This window comes from Nocardioides bruguierae (assembly GCF_023656415.1).
Classification (GTDB): Bacteria; Actinomycetota; Actinomycetes; order Propionibacteriales; family Nocardioidaceae; genus Nocardioides; species Nocardioides bruguierae.
Genome location: NZ_JAMOIL010000027.1, coordinates 32165 through 47849, shown reverse-complemented (window position 1 = coordinate 47849; position 15685 = coordinate 32165). Strand labels below are relative to the sequence as shown.

Annotated in this window: 18 protein-coding genes; 14 read left to right on the top strand and 4 right to left on the bottom strand. The window is 73.3% G+C overall.

Going from position 1 to position 15685, the window contains the following annotated elements:
• Positions 1–4: 4 nt before the first annotated feature.
• From M8330_RS17265 to M8330_RS17255, 3 genes are read left to right on the top strand one after another with little or no spacing between them, the layout of a single operon-like run.
• Positions 5–433 carry a GNAT family N-acetyltransferase gene (locus tag M8330_RS17265; protein ID WP_250828336.1) on the top strand — a complete coding sequence of 143 codons (429 nt, stop codon included), beginning with the start codon at positions 5–7 and terminating at the stop codon, positions 431–433.
• A 36-nt stretch (positions 434–469) separates the two neighbouring features.
• Positions 470–1630 carry a DNA recombination protein RmuC gene (locus M8330_RS17260; protein ID WP_250828335.1) on the top strand — a complete coding sequence of 387 codons (1161 nt, stop codon included), beginning with the start codon at positions 470–472 and terminating at the stop codon, positions 1628–1630.
• Positions 1627–2055, top strand: coding sequence for a DUF6542 domain-containing protein (locus tag M8330_RS17255; RefSeq protein WP_250054305.1), 429 nt, complete (start codon positions 1627–1629; stop codon positions 2053–2055). The genes M8330_RS17260 and M8330_RS17255 overlap by 4 nt, the downstream gene beginning before the upstream one ends.
• Before the next feature lie 42 nt (positions 2056–2097).
• On the opposite strand, the gene M8330_RS17250 is transcribed toward M8330_RS17255, so the two are convergent.
• The gene (locus M8330_RS17250; protein ID WP_250828334.1) at positions 2098–2721 is read right to left on the bottom strand and encodes an L-threonylcarbamoyladenylate synthase; all 624 of its coding nucleotides are present in this window, start codon (positions 2719–2721) and stop codon (positions 2098–2100) included.
• Between the two features lie 9 nt (positions 2722–2730).
• Positions 2731–3747, bottom strand: coding sequence for a 4-hydroxy-3-methylbut-2-enyl diphosphate reductase (locus M8330_RS17245; protein ID WP_250828333.1), 1017 nt, complete (start codon positions 3745–3747; stop codon positions 2731–2733).
• A gap of 47 nt (positions 3748–3794) precedes the next feature.
• Between M8330_RS17245 and xseA the strand changes: the two genes are divergently transcribed.
• On the top strand, positions 3795–5042 hold the full coding sequence (gene xseA / locus M8330_RS17240) for an exodeoxyribonuclease VII large subunit (protein ID WP_250828332.1): 1248 nt from the start codon (positions 3795–3797) through the stop codon (positions 5040–5042).
• A complete protein-coding gene (locus tag M8330_RS17235; RefSeq protein ID WP_250828331.1) occupies positions 5035–5271 on the top strand; it encodes an exodeoxyribonuclease VII small subunit in 237 nt (78 codons plus the stop codon). The genes xseA and M8330_RS17235 overlap by 8 nt, the downstream gene beginning before the upstream one ends.
• Before the next feature lie 108 nt (positions 5272–5379).
• On the opposite strand, the gene M8330_RS17230 is transcribed toward M8330_RS17235, so the two are convergent.
• Positions 5380–5997 carry a DUF4245 family protein gene (locus M8330_RS17230; RefSeq protein WP_250828330.1) on the bottom strand — a complete coding sequence of 206 codons (618 nt, stop codon included), beginning with the start codon at positions 5995–5997 and terminating at the stop codon, positions 5380–5382.
• 110 nt (positions 5998–6107) lie between these two features.
• Here M8330_RS17230 and M8330_RS17225 point away from each other — a divergent pair, with 110 nt between their 5' ends.
• The 5 genes from M8330_RS17225 (at position 6108) to glpX (ending at position 10318) form a co-directional block, all read left to right on the top strand.
• The gene (locus tag M8330_RS17225) at positions 6108–6503 is read left to right on the top strand and encodes a TOBE domain-containing protein (protein ID WP_250054317.1); all 396 of its coding nucleotides are present in this window, start codon (positions 6108–6110) and stop codon (positions 6501–6503) included.
• Positions 6500–7357: a molybdate ABC transporter substrate-binding protein gene (gene modA / locus M8330_RS17220; RefSeq protein ID WP_250828329.1), complete on the top strand. Its 858-nt coding sequence runs from the start codon at positions 6500–6502 to the stop codon at positions 7355–7357. The genes M8330_RS17225 and modA overlap by 4 nt, the downstream gene beginning before the upstream one ends.
• Before the next feature lie 107 nt (positions 7358–7464).
• Positions 7465–8241: a molybdate ABC transporter permease subunit gene (modB, locus tag M8330_RS17215; RefSeq protein ID WP_250828328.1), complete on the top strand. Its 777-nt coding sequence runs from the start codon at positions 7465–7467 to the stop codon at positions 8239–8241.
• Complete coding sequence (locus M8330_RS17210; RefSeq protein WP_250828327.1) at positions 8238–9299, top strand: ABC transporter ATP-binding protein; 1062 nt, start codon at positions 8238–8240, stop codon at positions 9297–9299. The genes modB and M8330_RS17210 overlap by 4 nt, the downstream gene beginning before the upstream one ends.
• The gene (glpX, locus tag M8330_RS17205; RefSeq protein ID WP_250054326.1) at positions 9296–10318 is read left to right on the top strand and encodes a class II fructose-bisphosphatase; all 1023 of its coding nucleotides are present in this window, start codon (positions 9296–9298) and stop codon (positions 10316–10318) included. Before M8330_RS17210 ends, glpX begins: the two co-directional genes overlap by 4 nt.
• An 86-nt stretch (positions 10319–10404) precedes the next feature.
• Here glpX and M8330_RS17200 read toward each other — a convergent pair whose 3' ends face one another.
• Positions 10405–11268 carry a lipase family protein gene (locus tag M8330_RS17200; RefSeq protein ID WP_250828326.1) on the bottom strand — a complete coding sequence of 288 codons (864 nt, stop codon included), beginning with the start codon at positions 11266–11268 and terminating at the stop codon, positions 10405–10407.
• Between the two features lie 97 nt (positions 11269–11365).
• On the opposite strand from M8330_RS17200, the gene M8330_RS17195 reads away from it, so the two are divergent.
• The 4 genes from M8330_RS17195 (at position 11366) to M8330_RS17180 (ending at position 15684) form a co-directional block, all read left to right on the top strand.
• On the top strand, positions 11366–12397 hold the full coding sequence (locus M8330_RS17195; RefSeq protein WP_250828325.1) for an alpha/beta fold hydrolase: 1032 nt from the start codon (positions 11366–11368) through the stop codon (positions 12395–12397).
• Positions 12398–12600: 203 nt separating this feature from the next.
• Positions 12601–13914: an extracellular solute-binding protein gene (locus M8330_RS17190; RefSeq protein ID WP_250828324.1), complete on the top strand. Its 1314-nt coding sequence runs from the start codon at positions 12601–12603 to the stop codon at positions 13912–13914.
• Positions 13911–14849 (top strand): carbohydrate ABC transporter permease, encoded by a 939-nt coding sequence (locus tag M8330_RS17185; protein ID WP_250054334.1) that lies wholly within the window; start codon positions 13911–13913, stop codon positions 14847–14849. Before M8330_RS17190 ends, M8330_RS17185 begins: the two co-directional genes overlap by 4 nt.
• Position 14850: 1 nt before the next feature.
• Positions 14851–15684: a carbohydrate ABC transporter permease gene (locus M8330_RS17180; RefSeq protein WP_250054336.1), complete on the top strand. Its 834-nt coding sequence runs from the start codon at positions 14851–14853 to the stop codon at positions 15682–15684.
• Position 15685: the final 1 nt, after the last annotated feature.

Genomic DNA, 15685 nt, shown 5'->3' with positions numbered 1-15685 from the left:
CGCGATGGTCGCCCTGCGCCCCGCGACCCACGCGGACGTCCCTGCGCTGCTGGCGCTGTGGGAGGTGGCGGCGGAGAACGACAGCCGCCCTGTCGACGACGCGGCCGCCGTCGAGCGGCTGCTGGAGCGCGACCCGGACGCCTGCCTGGTGGCCGAGGCGGAGGGCCGGTTGGTCGGCAGCATCGTCGCCGGCTGGGACGGTTGGCGCGCCCACCTCTACCGCCTGGCCGTGCACCCCGACGCCCGCCGCCAGGGCGTCGCGACCGCCCTGCTGGAGGCCGCGTCCACGCGCTTGGAGGCCTTGGGTGCCTCGCGCCTGGACGCGATGGTGCTGGAGGGCAACGACCTGGGCCAGTCGCTGTGGCGGGGTGCCGGGTTCGCGCCCCAGCCCGCGTGGCGGCGGTGGGTCCGCGCGGTGGGGCCGCGCGCCTGACCGTGGGCTGTCGGTGGTCTCCGCCATGGTGGTCGCATGGACGTCGGCACCTTGCTCATCCTCGCCACCACCCTGCTCGTCGGGGTGCTGCTCGGCGTGCTCGTCGGCTGGTCGCTGGCACGCGCCCAGCGGGGCTCGTCCTCGGGTGACGACGTGGTCGCCTCCCTGACCGCACGGGTCGAGGAGTCGGCCGTGGTCAAGGAGGGTCTGGAGCGGCTCGGCGACCAGCTGCGCGACCTCGAGCACAACCGCGCCACGTGGCAGGGCCAGCTGCACCAGCAGGTGCTCGACATGCGCCACACCACCGACCTGCTGCGCCGCGAGACGTCCTCGCTGGCCACCGCCCTGCGCAAGCCGCAGGTGCGCGGACGCTGGGGCGAGCTGCACCTGCGGCGCGCCGTCGAGCTGGCCGGCCTGGTGGACCGGGTGGACTTCTCCGAGCAGGTGCGCCTGGAGGACGGCGCCCTGCGGCCCGACCTCGTCGTGCACCTCGTCGGCGGGCGCAGCGTCGTGGTCGACGCCAAGGTGAGCCTCGAGGGCTTCCTCGACGCCACCGCGGCCGAGGAGGACGACGAGCGCGAGGCTCACCTGCGGCGGCACGGCCGCCAGGTGCGCACGCACGTCGACCAGCTCGCGTCCAAGGGCTACTGGGAGGCCCTCGACTCCGCGCCCGAGTTCGTGGTGCTGTTCCTGCCGGCCGAGTCGGTGCTGGCCGCCGCGCTCGAGGCCGACCCGTCGCTGCTCGAGCACGCCGCCGCCAAGCAGGTCGTGCTGGCCTCCCCCACCACCTTGATCGCCCTGCTGCGCACCGTCGCCCAGGGCTGGCGCCACGAGGCGCTCGCCGAGCAGACCCGCGAGGTGCACCGGCTGGGCCGCGAGCTGCACCGTCGCCTGGGCACCCTCGGCGGCCACCTCGACTCGGTCGGCCGCTCGCTCAACGCCGCCGTCGGGCACTACAACGCCGCGATCGGCTCGCTGGAGTCGCGGGTGCTCGTCTCCGCCCGTCGCTTCGAGGAGCAGGGCGTGACGGAGGAGCACCTGACCTCCCCGCGCCCCGTCGACCTGCAGGCCGTCGCACGGCGTGGCACCGATCACCCGGGCCAGACCCGCCCTAGCGTGGGGCTGGAGGCGGTCCAGCTGGAGCGTCCCGAGGAGCACGGCGACCAGGACCAGATGCGCGAGGCGGACTCACGATGACGGCACGCACGGTGTGGGAGGAGGGCCGCGAGCCCGGGTGGCAGGTCGCCGCCCTCGCCACGGCCGCCACCGGTTCCGCGCTGGCCCTCGACCTGTGGTGGGGCGCCGACGTCGGCTGGCTCTTCGACACCGTGTTCGTGCTGGCCTGCATCGCCATGGCCCTGCTGGTGCGCCCCGGCGACTTCTTCGTGGTCGGCAGCGCCCCGCCCTGGCTGATGGTCGGGCTGATGGTCGTCACCGCCCTGATCGACCCGGCGTTCCTGGCCGAGGCCGACGACCGGGCCGTGCAGGCCGTCGTCGCCGGCATGAGCATGCACGCGTTCCCGCTCGTCCTGGGCTACGCGCTGGCGCTCGCGGTGCTCTACGTCCGGGACAGGGTGCGCAAGTCGCACACGCACCCGCGACCGCACCCGACGGCCTCCTGAGCCGCCGCACGCCCAGTGCCGTAGCGGCACCGGGAACGGCCGTCACTCGAAGCGGCTGACGTCCCCCGCGCCCTCGCGCAGCACCTCGGGGTACCCGTCGGTCCACTCCACGACCGTGGTCGGCACGGCGGGGGTCTCGCCGGCCTCGATGACGATGTCGACGGCGTGGTCGAGCTCCTCCTTGACGTCCCAGCCGATGGTCCGGGGCTCCTCCTCGCCCGGGAGGATCAGCGTCGAGGAGAGCAGCGGCTCCCCCAGCTCGGCGAGGATCGCCTGCGTGGCGACGTGGTCGGGGATGCGCACGCCGACGGTCTTCTTCTTCGGGTGCAGCAGCCGACGCGGCACCTCGGGCGTGCCCGGCAGGATGAACGTGTACGGGCCCGGCGTGCAGGCCTTGATCGCCCGGAACGCGGCGTTGTCGATGTGCACCAGCTGGCCGAGCTGGCTGAACTCCGAGCAGAGCAGCGTGAAGTGGTGGCGCTCGTCGAGGCCACGGATCTTGAGGATGCGGTCGCGGCCGTCCCGGTTGCCCAGCCGGCAGCCGAGCGCGTAGCCCGAGTCCGTCGGGTAGGCGATCAGCGCGTCGTCGTCCCGGAGGGCGTCGACGACCTGCCGGACGAGCCGGGGCTGCGGATTCTCGGGGTGAAGGTCGACGAAGCGTGCCACCCGACGAGCCTAGTCCTGCGCGGCGGCAGCGGCCTTGGCGGCCTTGAGGTCGCGACGCAGCTCCTTGGGGAGCGCGAAGACGAGGGACTCCTCGGCGGAGTGCACGGCCTTGGCGTCCGGGTAGCCGCGCTCGGCGAGGTAGGAGAGCACGCCCTGGACCAGCTCCTCGGGCACCGAGGCACCCGAGGTGACCGACACGGTGGAGACACCGTCGAGCCAGGCCTCGTCGATCTCCGAGGCGTCGTCGACGCGGTAGGACGCGCCGGCGCCGGCCTCGAGGGCGACCTCGACGAGCCGCACGGAGTTCGAGGAGTTGCCGGAGCCGACCACGATGAGGAGGTCGGAGTCCTTGGCGATCTCCTTGACCGCCAGCTGGCGGTTCTGGGTGGCATAGCAGATGTCGTCCGACGGCGGGTCCAGCAGCAGCGGGAAGCGCTCACGGATCGCGTCGACGGTCGCCATGGTCTCGTCCAGCGACAGGGTGGTCTGGGAGAGCCAGGCGACGCGGGCGGGGTCGCGCACGACGACGTTCGCCACGTCGTCCGGGCCCTCCACGAGCTGGATGTGCTCGGGCGCCTCGCCGGCGGTGCCCTCGACCTCCTCGTGGCCCGCGTGGCCGATGAGCAGGATGTCGTAGTCGTCGTTCGCGAAGCGCTTCGCCTCGTGGTGCACCTTCGTGACCAGCGGGCAGGTCGCGTCGATGGTCTTGAGGTTGCGCTCCAGCGACTCGCGGTGCACCTCGGGGCTCACGCCGTGGGCGGAGAAGACGACCGTGGCCCCCTCGGGCACCTCCGGGATCTCCTCGACGAAGATCGCGCCGCGCTTCTCCAGCTCGGCCACGACGTGCTTGTTGTGCACGATCTGCTTGCGCACGTAGACGGGTGGGCCGTAGAGGTCGAGAGCCTCCTCGACGGTGACGACGGCGCGGTCGACGCCGGCGCAGTACCCGCGCGGCGCGGCCAGCAGCACGCGCTTCTCGGCCTCCTCGGGCGACAGGACCGGCGGCATCCCCATGTCGGTGCTCATGACCTCATCGTAGGGGGACGTCGGTGGCGTCCTCTAACCTCGCCGCCATGCCCCTGGAGACCTCGCCGAGCGCACCGGCGCCCGTGCGTCAGATCGCCAACCTGATGTCGGGCTACATCGACCGGCTCGGCGCGGTCTGGGTGGAGGGCCAGGTCGCCCAGCTGAGCAAGCGGCCGGGCATGAACCGCGTCTTCCTCACGCTGCGCGACTCGGTGGCCGACCTGTCGGTCACCGTCACCTGCAGCCGCGTCACGGTCGACTCGCTGCCCACGCCGCTGGTCGAGGGCGCGAGCATCGTCGTCTACGCCAAGCCCTCCTACTACGCGCCCCGCGGCACGCTCTCGCTGGAGGCCCGCGAGATCCGGATGGTGGGCCTCGGCGAGCTCCTGGCCCGGCTCGAGCAGCGCCGCCAGCTGCTCGCGGCCGAGGGCCTGTTCGACGCCGCCCGCAAGCGCCCCCTGCCGTTCCTGCCGCGCACGGTCGGGCTGGTCACCGCGCCCGGCAGCGCCGCCGAGCGCGACGTGCTCGAGAACGCCCGACGCCGCTGGCCGGCCGTCTCCTTCGAGGTCGCCCACGCCACCATGCAGGGCACCCGCTGCGCGGGCGAGGTCATCGAGGCGCTGCGCCGGCTGGAGAACGACCCGGAGGTCGACGTCATCGTGGTCGCCCGCGGCGGCGGCTCCGTGGAGGACCTGCTGCCGTTCTCCGACGAGGGCATGGTGCGCACGGTCCATGCCCTGCGCACCCCGGTCGTCAGCGCCATCGGCCACGAGCCCGACACCCCGCTGCTCGACTACGTCGCCGACGTGCGCGCCTCCACCCCCACCGACGCGGCCAAGCGGGTGGTGCCGGACGTGGCGGAGGAGCTGTCCGGCGTCGCCTGGTCCCGCGAGCGCCTGCGCACCCTGCTCGCCGCCCGCCTCGAGCGCGAGCAGCACACCCTCGACGCGCTGCGCTCCCGCCCCGCGATGGCCGACCCCCGCTACCTGCTGGACGAGCGCGCGGGCGAGCTGCTCGCGCTGCGCGACCGCGCCAGACGCAGCCTGGGCCACCGCCTCGACCGCGCCGCCGACGAGATCGACCACCACCGCGCCCGGGCCCGGGCGCTCTCCCCCCTGGAGACCCTGCGGCGCGGCTACGCCGTCCTCCAGGACGACGGCGGGCACGTCGTGTCCTCCGTCGACGCCGTGGCCGCCGGGAGCCGGGTGTCGGTGCGGGTCGCCGACGGCCGGGTGCACGCCGACGTCACGGGCACCGAGAAGACCAGCACTACGCAGAAGGACGCAGATGGCTGAGACGAAGAAGGCCCCCGCCGAGGACGGCCTCGGCGACCTGACCTACGAGCAGGCTCGCGAGGAGCTCGTCGAGACCGTGCGTCGGCTCGAGGCCGGCGGCACGACGCTGGAGGAGTCACTGGCCCTGTGGGAGCGGGGCGAGCGCCTCGCCACCGCGTGCCAGGGGTGGCTCGACGGTGCGCGGGAGCGGCTCGAGGCCGCCCTGGAGAAGGACGCAGAGCAGGGCTGACGTCGCTTGTCGGGTGCGGGCGTCTCGAGGCTCGTCGCTGACGCTCCTCACACCTCGACGACCGGTGGTCTCGAGACAGGACTACGCCTTCCTCGACCTCCGGGGGTGTCAGCCGCGGGTCGAGACGAGCAGGCCGAGCATCTCCTGGAGGTCCTCGGCGGGCGCGGAGCCGTAGACGATGACGGACTTCTCCTGACCGCCACGGCCGATCGTCGCGGTGTAGGCGGTGTCGCCACCCTCGTCGGTCCAGGTCTCCCACTCGCTCGGCACCCCCGCGGACGCGCCCTCGAGCGTGTAGACGCCCTCGTCACGCGCCGCGGCATCGACGTAGGTGTCGACCAGCTCGTCGACGTCCTCGTCCTCCACGTGCACGCCCACGAAGAAGCCGGTCTCCTCGTCGCTGTCGTGGTCGGTGAGGATCGCCAGGTCGACGAACCCCTCGGCCGAGGGGATGCGCGGGTCGGTGTTGAGCACCCATCCCGCGGGCAGCGACGCCGGGTAGACCCAGGTGCCGTCGGAGAGCGCGAGCGCGTCGGCCACGTCGGGGTAGGCGATGTCGGTGCCCACGGGCGAGACCTCGTCGTCGCGGAACGCGCCGAACGCCTGCCACGCCACCACCACGACGACGACCATCACGATCATCGAGCCGATGAGGCCACCGGTGGTGCGCTGGTAGCGACCCGGCTTCTCGGTGGCCGGCTCGGGGGCGGAAGCGTCCTGACTCACGCCTCCCATCGTCCCCGACGCACCCCGAGCAGCCACATCCGCGTCCTCCCCACCACCAGTCCTGCGGCCCCCACAGCGCGGAGGAACCGCAGATGCGGCATCATGGACGGGTGAGCACCTACGCAGTTGCGGAAGCAGCGACGGTCCTGGGCGTCAGTGACGACACCGTGCGCCGCTGGGTCGACGCGGGCCGGGTCGCCTCACGACGCGACCAGGGTCGTCTCGTCATCGACGGGCCCGACCTCGCGGCCCTGGCCACCAGCCTGGTCGAGAACCCCGACCCCGGGCTGACCCGCACCGCGCACGTCAGCGCCCGCAACCGGCTGCCCGGCATCGTCACCCGGGTGCTGCGCGACACCGTGATGGCCCAGGTCGACATGGTGTGCGGCCCCTACCGCCTCGTCTCGCTCATGTCCGCCGAGGCCGCCGACGACCTCGGCCTCGAGCCCGGCTCGCGCGTCGTCGCGAGCGTGAAGTCCACCAACGTCACCGTGGAGACCCCGTGAACCCCCGCACCCCCAGCACCCGCCTGAGCACCCGCCCGAGCACCCGCACCCGGACGGCGGCGCTCCTCGCCGCCACCCTCCTGGGCGCCGGCGCCCTGACCGCCTGCTCCGGCGACGGGTCGAGCACGGGGTCGGGCACGGGGTCGGGCACGGGGTCGGACACGGGCGCCGACACCGAGCTCACCGTGCTGGCGGCCGCATCGCTCACCGAGACCTACACCGCACTGGCCGACGAGTTCGAGGCCGAGCACCCCGGCGTCGAGGTCACGCTGGCCTTCGACAGCTCCGCGACGCTGGCCGCCCAGGCCGTGCAGGGTGCGCCCGCCGACGTCCTCGCGACCGCCGACCTGCGGACGATGCAGGACGCGACCGACGCGCTCGCCGACGCCCCCCAGCTGTTCGCCTCCAACCAGCTGGTGGGCGTCACCCCCGCCGACGACCCGGCCGGCATCTCCGACTTCGCCGACGCCGTGGCCGAGGGCGTCGACTACGTGGCATGCGTGGCGACCGCCCCGTGCGGCGACCTCTGGGCGACCATCGCCGACGAGCAGGGCGTGACGACCGACCCCGCGAGCCTCGAGGTCGACGTGAAGGCCGTGCTCCAGAAGGTCACCTCGGGCGAGGCGGACGCCGGGTTCGTCTACTCCACCGACGCGGTCGCGGCCGGCGACGACGTCACCTCCTTCGCGGTGCCCGGCGCGGCCGACCACCTCACCGACTACGCCGTCGCGCCGCTGAGCCAGGCCGAGGAGCCCGACCTGGCCGTGGAGTTCATCGACCTCGTCCTCTCCGACGCCGGGCAGCAGGTGCTGGCCGACGCGGGGTTCGGCGCCCCGCGCGACTCCCAGGGCTGAGCCCCGTGGGACCAGGGAGCCAGCAGGGCACGGCCGGACGCGGAGGCGGCGCGAGCCGGCCGAGCACGCGGCCCGTCCGGCTGGGTCGACCCCCTGCCGTTCTGCTGGTGCCGGCGGCCCTGGCGGCGCTGCTCCTCGTGGTGCCCGTGGTCGCCCTCGTGGTGGCCGCTCCGTGGGGCACGCTCGCGGAGCGTCTGGCGTCCCAGGCGGTGGGTGAGGCGCTGGTGATCTCCCTGGGGACGTCGCTGGCCACCGTGCTCGTCTGCCTCCTGCTGGGCACGCCGCTCGCGTGGGTGCTGGCGCGGCTGGACCTGCCCGGCCTCGGGCTGCTGCGGGCCCTCGTCGCGGTACCGCTGGTGCTGCCGCCGGTCGTGGCCGGCGTCGCGCTGGTGACCGCGTTCGGGCGCACCGGCGTGGTGGGCGCCCCCCTGCGCGAGGCGTTCGGCCTCACGCTGCCGTACACGACGGCCGGCGTGGTGCTGGCGCACGTCTTCTGCGCGATGCCCTTCTACGTGCTCAGCGTGGAGGGCGCCCTGCGCAGCGCCGGGGAGCGCTGCGACGCCGTGGCGGCCACGCTCGGCGCGAGCCGCTGGTACGCGTTCCGCCGGGTGGTGCTGCCCCTGGCCGTGCCCGGCGTGCTCGCGGGCTGCGTGCTCGCGTGGGCGCGCAGCCTCGGCGAGTTCGGTGCCACCATCACCTTCGCCGGCAACTTCCCCGGCACCACGCAGACCATGCCGTCGCTGGTCTACACGGCGCTCCAGGCGGACGCCGACGACGCCCGCGCGCTCGCGCTCGTGCTGCTGGCTGTCTCGCTGGCCGTGCTCGCCGGTCTGCGGCACCGCTGGCTCGACCCGCTGCGCGGCCGGCGCCGGGAGCGGGCATGAGCACGGCGAGCGGGGACGGTCTGCACGCCCGGGTCCGGGTGCCGGGTCGGGTCGAGGCCGACGTCCGGGCCGCGCCGGGAGAGGTGCTCGCGGTGGTCGGGCCGAACGGGGCGGGCAAGTCCTCGCTGGTCGGTGCGCTGGCGGGCACGGTGCCGGCCCTCGGGCCGGTGCGGCTGCGGGGTCGCGACGTGAGCGCCGGGCCGGTGCAGGAGCGGCGGGTCGGGCTGGTGCCGCAGGACGGCGGCCTGTTCGAGCACCTCACCGCGCTGGAGAACGTCGCGTTCGGCCTGCGCGCCCGGGGAGTGCGGCGCGGGCCCGCCCGCGAGGCGGCCGCCGCGTGGCTCGAGCGGCTCGGCGTGGGCGCGCTCGCGGGCCGTCGTCCGGGTGACCTCTCGGGGGGTCAGGCGCGCCGGGTGGCCGTGGCCCGCGCCCTGGTGACCGAGCCCGACCTGCTGCTCCTCGACGAGCCCTTCGCGGGCCTGGACGTCGGCGTGGCGGCCACCCTGCGCGCCGAGCTGGGCCAGCACCTGGCCGCCACGGCCGCTGCGCACGGCACGGTGACCCTGCTGGTCACCCACGACGCCGTCGACGCCCTCACCCTGGCAGACCGGGTGCTCGTGCTCGAGGGCGGCCGGGTCGCCCAGGAGGGCACGCCCGCCGACGTGGCCGCCCGCCCGGCCACCGCGCACGTCGGCAGGCTCGTGGGTCTCAACGTGCTCACCGACGCCGACGCCGTCCGCACCTTCCCGCCGTCGGCGGTGACGGTGGACCTGACCGAGCCGCACGGGTCGGCGCGGCTGCGCTGGCCCGCTCGCCTGCTGGGGCTGACGCGCACGGGCGACGTGGTCCGGCTGCTGGCCGAGGTGCAGTCCGGCCACCTCGAGGGAGCCGGAAGCGGGGGCGAGGGGCGCGGGAACGGGTCGACCGCACCGGTGGTCCAGACCCTCCTGGCGGACGTGACGCCCGCGAGCGCGGAGCGTCTGGACCTGCGACCGGGGAGTGAGATGTGGCTCAGCGTCAAGGAGACGGCAGTCACCACGGCTACCATGCGCCCATGACCGAGCCGGCCACCCTGCAAGTCGCCCCTGAGTCCCCGGACCGCAACCTCGCCCTCGAGCTGGTGCGCGTCACCGAGGCGGCCGCCATGGCCGCCGGCCGCTGGGTCGGCCGCGGTGACAAGAACGGGGCTGACGGCGTGGCCGTCAACGCCATGCGCACCCTCATCTCGACCATCGGCATGAACGGCACCGTCGTCATCGGCGAGGGCGAGAAGGACAACGCCCCGATGCTGTTCAACGGCGAGAGCGTCGGCGACGGCACCGGCCCCGAGTGCGACGTCGCCGTCGACCCGATCGACGGCACCACGCTGTGCGCCAAGGGCATGACCAACGCCGTCTCGGTGCTGGCCGTCGCCCCGCGCGGCTCCATGTACGACCCCTCCGCGGTCTTCTACATGGACAAGCTCGTGACCGGCCCCGAGGCCGCGGACGTCGTCGACATCCGTGCCTCGGTCGCGGACAACATCCACGCCGTCGCCAAGGCCAAGGGCAAGAAGGCCCAGGACGTCACCGTCTGCGTGCTCGACCGCCCCCGCCACGACCAGCTGGCCGACAAGATCCGCGCGACCGGCGCGATGATCAAGTTCATCTCCGACGGCGACGTCGCGGGCTCGATCCTCACCTGCCGTCCCGACTCCTCGGTGGACCTGCTGCTGGGCATCGGCGGCACCCCCGAGGGCGTCATCACCGCCTGCGCGATGAAGGCCATGGGCGGCACCATCCAGGGCAAGCTGCGCCCCAAGGACCTGGAGGAGCGCGAGAAGGCGCTGGAGGCCGGCCTCGACCTCGACCAGATCCTCGACACCGACACCCTGGTCACCGGCGACGACTGCTTCTTCGTCGCCACCGGGATCACCGACGGCGAGCTGCTCCGCGGCGTCCGGTACTTCCCCGGCGGCGTCTCCACCCAGTCGCTGGTGATGCGCAGCCGCTCCGGCACCATCCGCCAGATCGACTCCCAGCACCAGCTCTCCAAGCTGGCCGCCTACTCGGCGATCGACTTCGACTACCAGGGCTGAGCCCGGCAACCAGCCCCTGGCCGTCACCGCGACGCCCGGCCCCTCCTGGGGCCGGGCGTCGCTGCCGTCCGGAGGTGGAGGGTGGGTCAGGCCGTGCGGTCGAGCGGGACGACGACGGCCGGCGGCACCTCGGCGGCGACCGCGCGGTGGCGGGCGAGGGCCTCGCGCACGACGGCGAGGACGGCGGGGCTCACGCCCATCCCCAGGTGCGTGCCGCTCACCTCGACCGCGGCGTGCGCGTCGGGGTCGATGCAGGCCTGCCACGCCACGATGCCGTCGGCCTTGGAGTAGACGCAGGTGTGCGGGACGTCGGGGGCCAGCGCGGCCCGCGAGTCGAGGAAGGAGTCGCGGGCGCACTCGCCGCGCACGCAGTCGTGCCCCATCACCTGCTCCACCCCGGCGGCGTGCAGCCCGACCAGCGCCGCGATCGAGACGCTCAGCGCCACGTGGTGGGCCCCGGGCGCCAGCACCGGGCTGCCCAGGGTGGTGACCCCGGCGGCGAGGTCGGGGCGGGCTGCGGCGACCCCGCGGGCGAGCATGCCGCCCAGGCTGTGCCCGACCAGCTGCACGCGCCGGCCCGAGCGCTCGGCGGCCTCCTCGAGCCGCTGCTCCACCAGGCGTGCCATCTCGCTGGTGCAGCCGACGTTGGCGGCGATGCCGGAGCGGTACGTGCGCCACCCGGCGCGGCGCAGGCCGCGGTGCAGGCCGAGCAGCGAGTAGTCGCCGCAGAGGAACCCCGGGACCAGGAGGACGGGGTCGTCCGCCCCGTCCTGGGCCGCGCGCCAGCGGCTGGCCACGCGCAGCCGGGTGACGGTGCCACGGGCCTGCGCACCGACCTCGGCGGCCGCCGCGCGGGCGCCCTCGGCGAGCAGGTGACGCTCGCGCAGCACCGCAGCGTGACCGGGGCGGGCGAAGCCCTCCGGCAGCAGCAGCGATGTGACCTCCGTCATGTATTGACAGTACAACCGTCGTCCCACCTTGTGAGGTGAGACACAGTCAAGGCTGCGGCAAGTTCCGGGCAACCGCGGCTCGGGTCTACTGGGACGCATGGCCCACCCCGGCACGGACACCGTCGACACCCCCGTCGACTCCCCCGTCCACCCGTCCACGACCGCCCTGCGCGACCCCGACGGCCACGACCCGAGCGACGTCGCCACGTCCGGGCTGCTGCGCGCGCCGGTCAGCGGCGACCTCGAGCTGTGCTACCAGACGTTCGGCGACCCCGCCGACGAGCCCCTGCTCCTGGTGATGGGGCTGGGCGGCCCGCTGACCTGGTGGGACGAGCGGCTCTGCCGGATGCTGGCCCGACGCGGCTTCCACGTCGTCCGCTACGACAACCGCGACGCGGGCCGCTCCACCTCGGTGGCTTCGCCGGCGCGCCGCACCGCCGTCGTCCGCACCTTCCTCGGGCTGCCGACCCCGGTGCCCTACGGCATGGCCGAGCTCGCCGATGACGCAGTGGCGCTGCTCGACCACCTGGACCTGCCGGCGGCGCACGTCGCGGGCATCTCCATGGGCGGGATGATCGCCCAGACGCTCGCGATCAACGCGCCCGAGCGGGTCTGGTCGCTGTCCTCCCTGATGTCGACCACCGGGCGGCGGGCCGTGGGGTGGCAGCACCCCTCGCTGCTCGCGCCGCTGCTCAGCGACACCCACGTGGGCCGGGAGCGCACCGAGGAGGAGGATCGTGACGCCTACGTGCGCCAGAGCGTGCGGACGTGGCGCCTGACCGGGTCGCCCGGCTGGCCGCTCGACGACGAGGCCCTGGCGCGGCGCGCCCGCGACACCTGGGACCACGGGGTCAACCGGGCCGGCACCGTGCGGCAGATGCTGGCCGTGCTCACCGCCCCCGACCGCGAGCCGGCGCTGCGCGAGGTCGGGGTGCCCACACTCGTCCTGCACGGGCTGGCCGACCGCATGGTGCATGTCTCGGGCGGGCGGGCCACCGCGGCCGCGGTGCCCGACGCGGAACTGGTGCTGGTCGAGGGCCTCGGGCACGACGTGCCCCTGCCGCTCTTCGGTCTGGTCGCCGACGCCCTGCGCCGCACCGCCGACCGGGCCGAGCGACCGACGCGCTGAGCGCAAGCCCCGTCCCAGGTTCTCGACAGCTGTCAGAGATCACCCGGACAGGTGGGGTCAACCTCACCCGAACGGGGAATGGGCACGGGCGCGGGGCCTGACCGACCCCGCCGCCGTCCCCGCTCCCGGCCCGGGAGCACCTGCGGACGTGCACCCGAGACGGAAGCGACCGCCTCGGTCGCGGCCGCGGTGCGGAGGACGAGATGGGCAGGACGACGAGGACGTCGTCGACCCGGTGGAGGCTCGGCAGGTGGCGGACGGGGGTCGCGGCCCTGGCGCTGGCGACCGCCGGCGGGCTCCTGGCCGGGTGCAGCAGCGACGGGAAGCCGACGCTGACCTGGTACCTCAACCCGGACGGGCAGGACACGCTGAACGCGATCGCGCAGCGCTGCTCGACCGACGACTACGACATCCAGACCCGGCTGCTGCCGACGTCCGCGACGGACCAGCGGGTCCAGCTCGCGCGGCGCCTCGCGGCGGAGGACGACACCACCGACCTGATGAACCTGGACGTGGCGTTCGTCAGCGAGTTCGCCAACGCCGGGTGGCTGCTGCAGCTGCCGGACGACACCATCAGCGACGACACGCTCTCCGGCATCGCCTCCACTGTGCAGTGGGACGACGGCGTCTACGCCGCTCCGCTGTGGGCCAACACCCAGGTGCTCTGGTACCGCAAGAGCCTGGCCGAGCAGGCCGGTCTCGACATGTCCCAGCCGGTCACCTGGAAGCAGGTGATCGACGCCGCCGACTCCGTCGACGGCGCCACCGTCGGCGTGCAGGGCAACAAGTACGAGGCCTACGTGGTGTGGATCAACGCGCTCATCGAGGGGGCGGGGGGCCAGATCCTCTCCGACCCCGAGGCGGGCAAGGATGCGGAGGTCGACCTCGACACCGAGGCCGGCAAGGACGCGGCCGCCGTGATCGCCCAGCTCGCCGGCTCCTCGGCGGCGCAGTCGGACCTGTCGGTCTCCAACGAGGGCACGGCGCTGGCCGCCATGTACGGCGGCCCCGGTGAGTTCATGGTCAACTGGACGTTCGTCTACAAGAACTACGAGCCCAGCGACGCCAACGACTACAGCAAGGACCAGTTCGACGACCTCGGCTGGGCCCGCTACCCGCAGACGGTGGCCGGCGAGGCGTCCAAGCCGCCGGTGGGTGGCATCGACGTCGGCGTGGGCGCTTACACGCAGTACCCCGAGTACGCGCAGGAGGCCGCGGCCTGCATCACCTCGGTCGAGAACCAGGTGCAGCTCGCCGTGGACGCCGGACTCATGCCGGCCACCTCGTCCGGCTACGACGCCCAGGAGCTCACCGACGCCTACCCGGCGGACCTGCTCGACCTGTACCGCCGCAGTATCGAGGACGCCGGCCCACGACCGCAGAGCCCGTTCTGGGCCACGGTCTCCAGCGCCATCCAGGCGACCTGGCACTCCCCCGCGGACGTCGACCCCGACACCACCCCGGAGAAGTCCCAGGACTACGTGACCCAGGTCCTCGAGGGGAAGGCACTGCTGTGAGCGCCACGACCACCGCATCCACCGCCGGCACCCGCGCGCCCCGCGCCGAGACCGAGCGCGCGAGGAACGAGAACCGGCTGGGCCGGCGCCTGGTCGCCCCCGCCGTGATCGTCATGCTGCTCGTCACCGCGTTCCCGATCCTGCGGGCGCTGTGGCTGAGCTTCTACAGCTACTCGCTGACCGCGCCCGACGACCGCGAGTTCATCGGCCTCTCCAACTACGTCACGGCGCTGACCGACTCGCTGTTCTGGCGCGACATCGGCGTCACGGTCGTCTACATGCTGGTGACGGTGGCCTTCGAGCTGGTCATCGGCTTCGCGTTCGCGCTGGTGATGCACCGGGTCGTGTTCGCACGCGGGCTGATCCGCACCTCGATCCTCATCCCCTACGGCATCATCACCGTCGTCTCGGGCTTCGCCTGGCAGTTCGCCTTCACCTACCAGAACGGGTTCGTGAACTCCTGGCTGCCGTTCGTGCCCACCGACTTCAACTGGTTCGGCGACACCCTGCCGGCGATGATCGCGATCATGGTCTCCGAGATCTGGAAGACCACCCCGTTCATGTCGCTCCTGCTGCTCGCGGGCCTGGCCCAGGTCAGCGACGACATGGTCGAGGCCGCCAAGGTCGACGGCGCCACCTGGTGGCAGCGGATGTACAAGGTGATCCTGCCGAACATGCGGGCCGCGATCATGGTGGCGGTGCTCTTCCGAGCCCTGGACGCCTACCGCATCTTCGACAACATCTTCGTGATGACCGCCGGCGCCGAGGGCACCGAGTCGATCTCGTTCCTGACCTACCGCCAGAGCATCGAGCAGTTCCAGCTCGGCATGGGCTCCGCCCTCGCCGTCCTGCTGTTCCTGTCCGTGCTGCTCGTGGCGTTCGTCATCGTCAAGCTGTTCCGGGTCGACCTGGCCCAGGCCCGAGGGGAGGGCTGAGATGAAGCGCAAGATCGGACTCGTCGTCGGCGTCGCACTGGTGCTCGTGTGGTGCCTGCTGCCGGTGGCCTGGATCCTCGCCCTGTCGTTCAAGAGCCAGGCCGCCGTCTCCAACGGCAGCGACCCCGGCTTCCTGCCGCTCGACTCCTTCGCCGGGTGGAGCAACTACGCCGACGTGTGGGCGGACGAGCAGTTCCGCCGCGCGATCCTCAACTCGATCGGCATCAGCCTCATCTCGACGCTGCTGTCGGTGATCATCGCGACGCTGGCCGCCTACGCCATTGCGCGGCTGGAGTTCCGCGGCAAGAAGGCCGTGCTCTCGGTCGCGCTGGCGATCGCGATGTTCCCGGTGGTCTCGCTGGTCAGCCCGCTGTTCGACCTGTGGCGCACCATCGGGCTCTACGACACCTGGCCGGGCCTGATCCTGCCGTACATGTCGTTCACGCTGCCGCTGGCGATCTGGACCCTGACCGCGTTCTTCCGGGAGATCCCCTGGGAGATGGAGCAGGCGGCCCAGGTCGACGGCGCCACCTCCTGGCAGGCGTTCCGCAAGGTCATCGTGCCGCTGGCCGCACCCGGCGTGTTCACCGCGGCGATCCTGACCTTCTTCTTCGCCTGGAACGACTTCGTCTTCGGCATCACGCTGACCTCCACCGAGGCGGCCCGACCGATCCCGGCGGCGCTGTCGTTCTTCGTCGGACCCGACCCGTTCCAGCGTCCGGCCAGCCTCCTGGCCGCCGCCGCCGTCATCGCGACGATCCCGATCGTCCTCATCGTCCTCGTCTTCCAACGCAAGATCGTCGCCGGCCTCACCTCCGGCGCCGTGAAGGGGTGAC

Bases quoted from the DNA above. Each gene is read 5' to 3' on its own strand.
- M8330_RS17200 (WP_250828326.1), bottom strand. From the start codon at position 11,268: ATGACGGAGGTCACATCGCTGCTGCTGCCGGAGGGCTTCGCCCGCCCC.
- M8330_RS17235 (WP_250828331.1), top strand. From the start codon at position 5,035: ATGGCTGAGACGAAGAAGGCCCCCGCCGAGGACGGCCTCGGCGACCTG.
- M8330_RS17255 (WP_250054305.1), top strand. From the start codon at position 1,627: ATGACGGCACGCACGGTGTGGGAGGAGGGCCGCGAGCCCGGGTGGCAG.
- M8330_RS17180 (WP_250054336.1), top strand. From the start codon at position 14,851: ATGAAGCGCAAGATCGGACTCGTCGTCGGCGTCGCACTGGTGCTCGTG.
- M8330_RS17265 (WP_250828336.1), top strand. From the start codon at position 5: ATGGTCGCCCTGCGCCCCGCGACCCACGCGGACGTCCCTGCGCTGCTG.
- M8330_RS17190 (WP_250828324.1), top strand. From the start codon at position 12,601: ATGGGCAGGACGACGAGGACGTCGTCGACCCGGTGGAGGCTCGGCAGG.
- M8330_RS17210 (WP_250828327.1), top strand. From the start codon at position 8,238: ATGAGCACGGCGAGCGGGGACGGTCTGCACGCCCGGGTCCGGGTGCCG.
- xseA (WP_250828332.1), top strand. From the start codon at position 3,795: ATGCCCCTGGAGACCTCGCCGAGCGCACCGGCGCCCGTGCGTCAGATC.
- glpX (WP_250054326.1), top strand. From the start codon at position 9,296: ATGACCGAGCCGGCCACCCTGCAAGTCGCCCCTGAGTCCCCGGACCGC.
- M8330_RS17195 (WP_250828325.1), top strand. From the start codon at position 11,366: ATGGCCCACCCCGGCACGGACACCGTCGACACCCCCGTCGACTCCCCC.
- M8330_RS17245 (WP_250828333.1), bottom strand. From the start codon at position 3,747: ATGAGCACCGACATGGGGATGCCGCCGGTCCTGTCGCCCGAGGAGGCC.
- M8330_RS17260 (WP_250828335.1), top strand. From the start codon at position 470: ATGGACGTCGGCACCTTGCTCATCCTCGCCACCACCCTGCTCGTCGGG.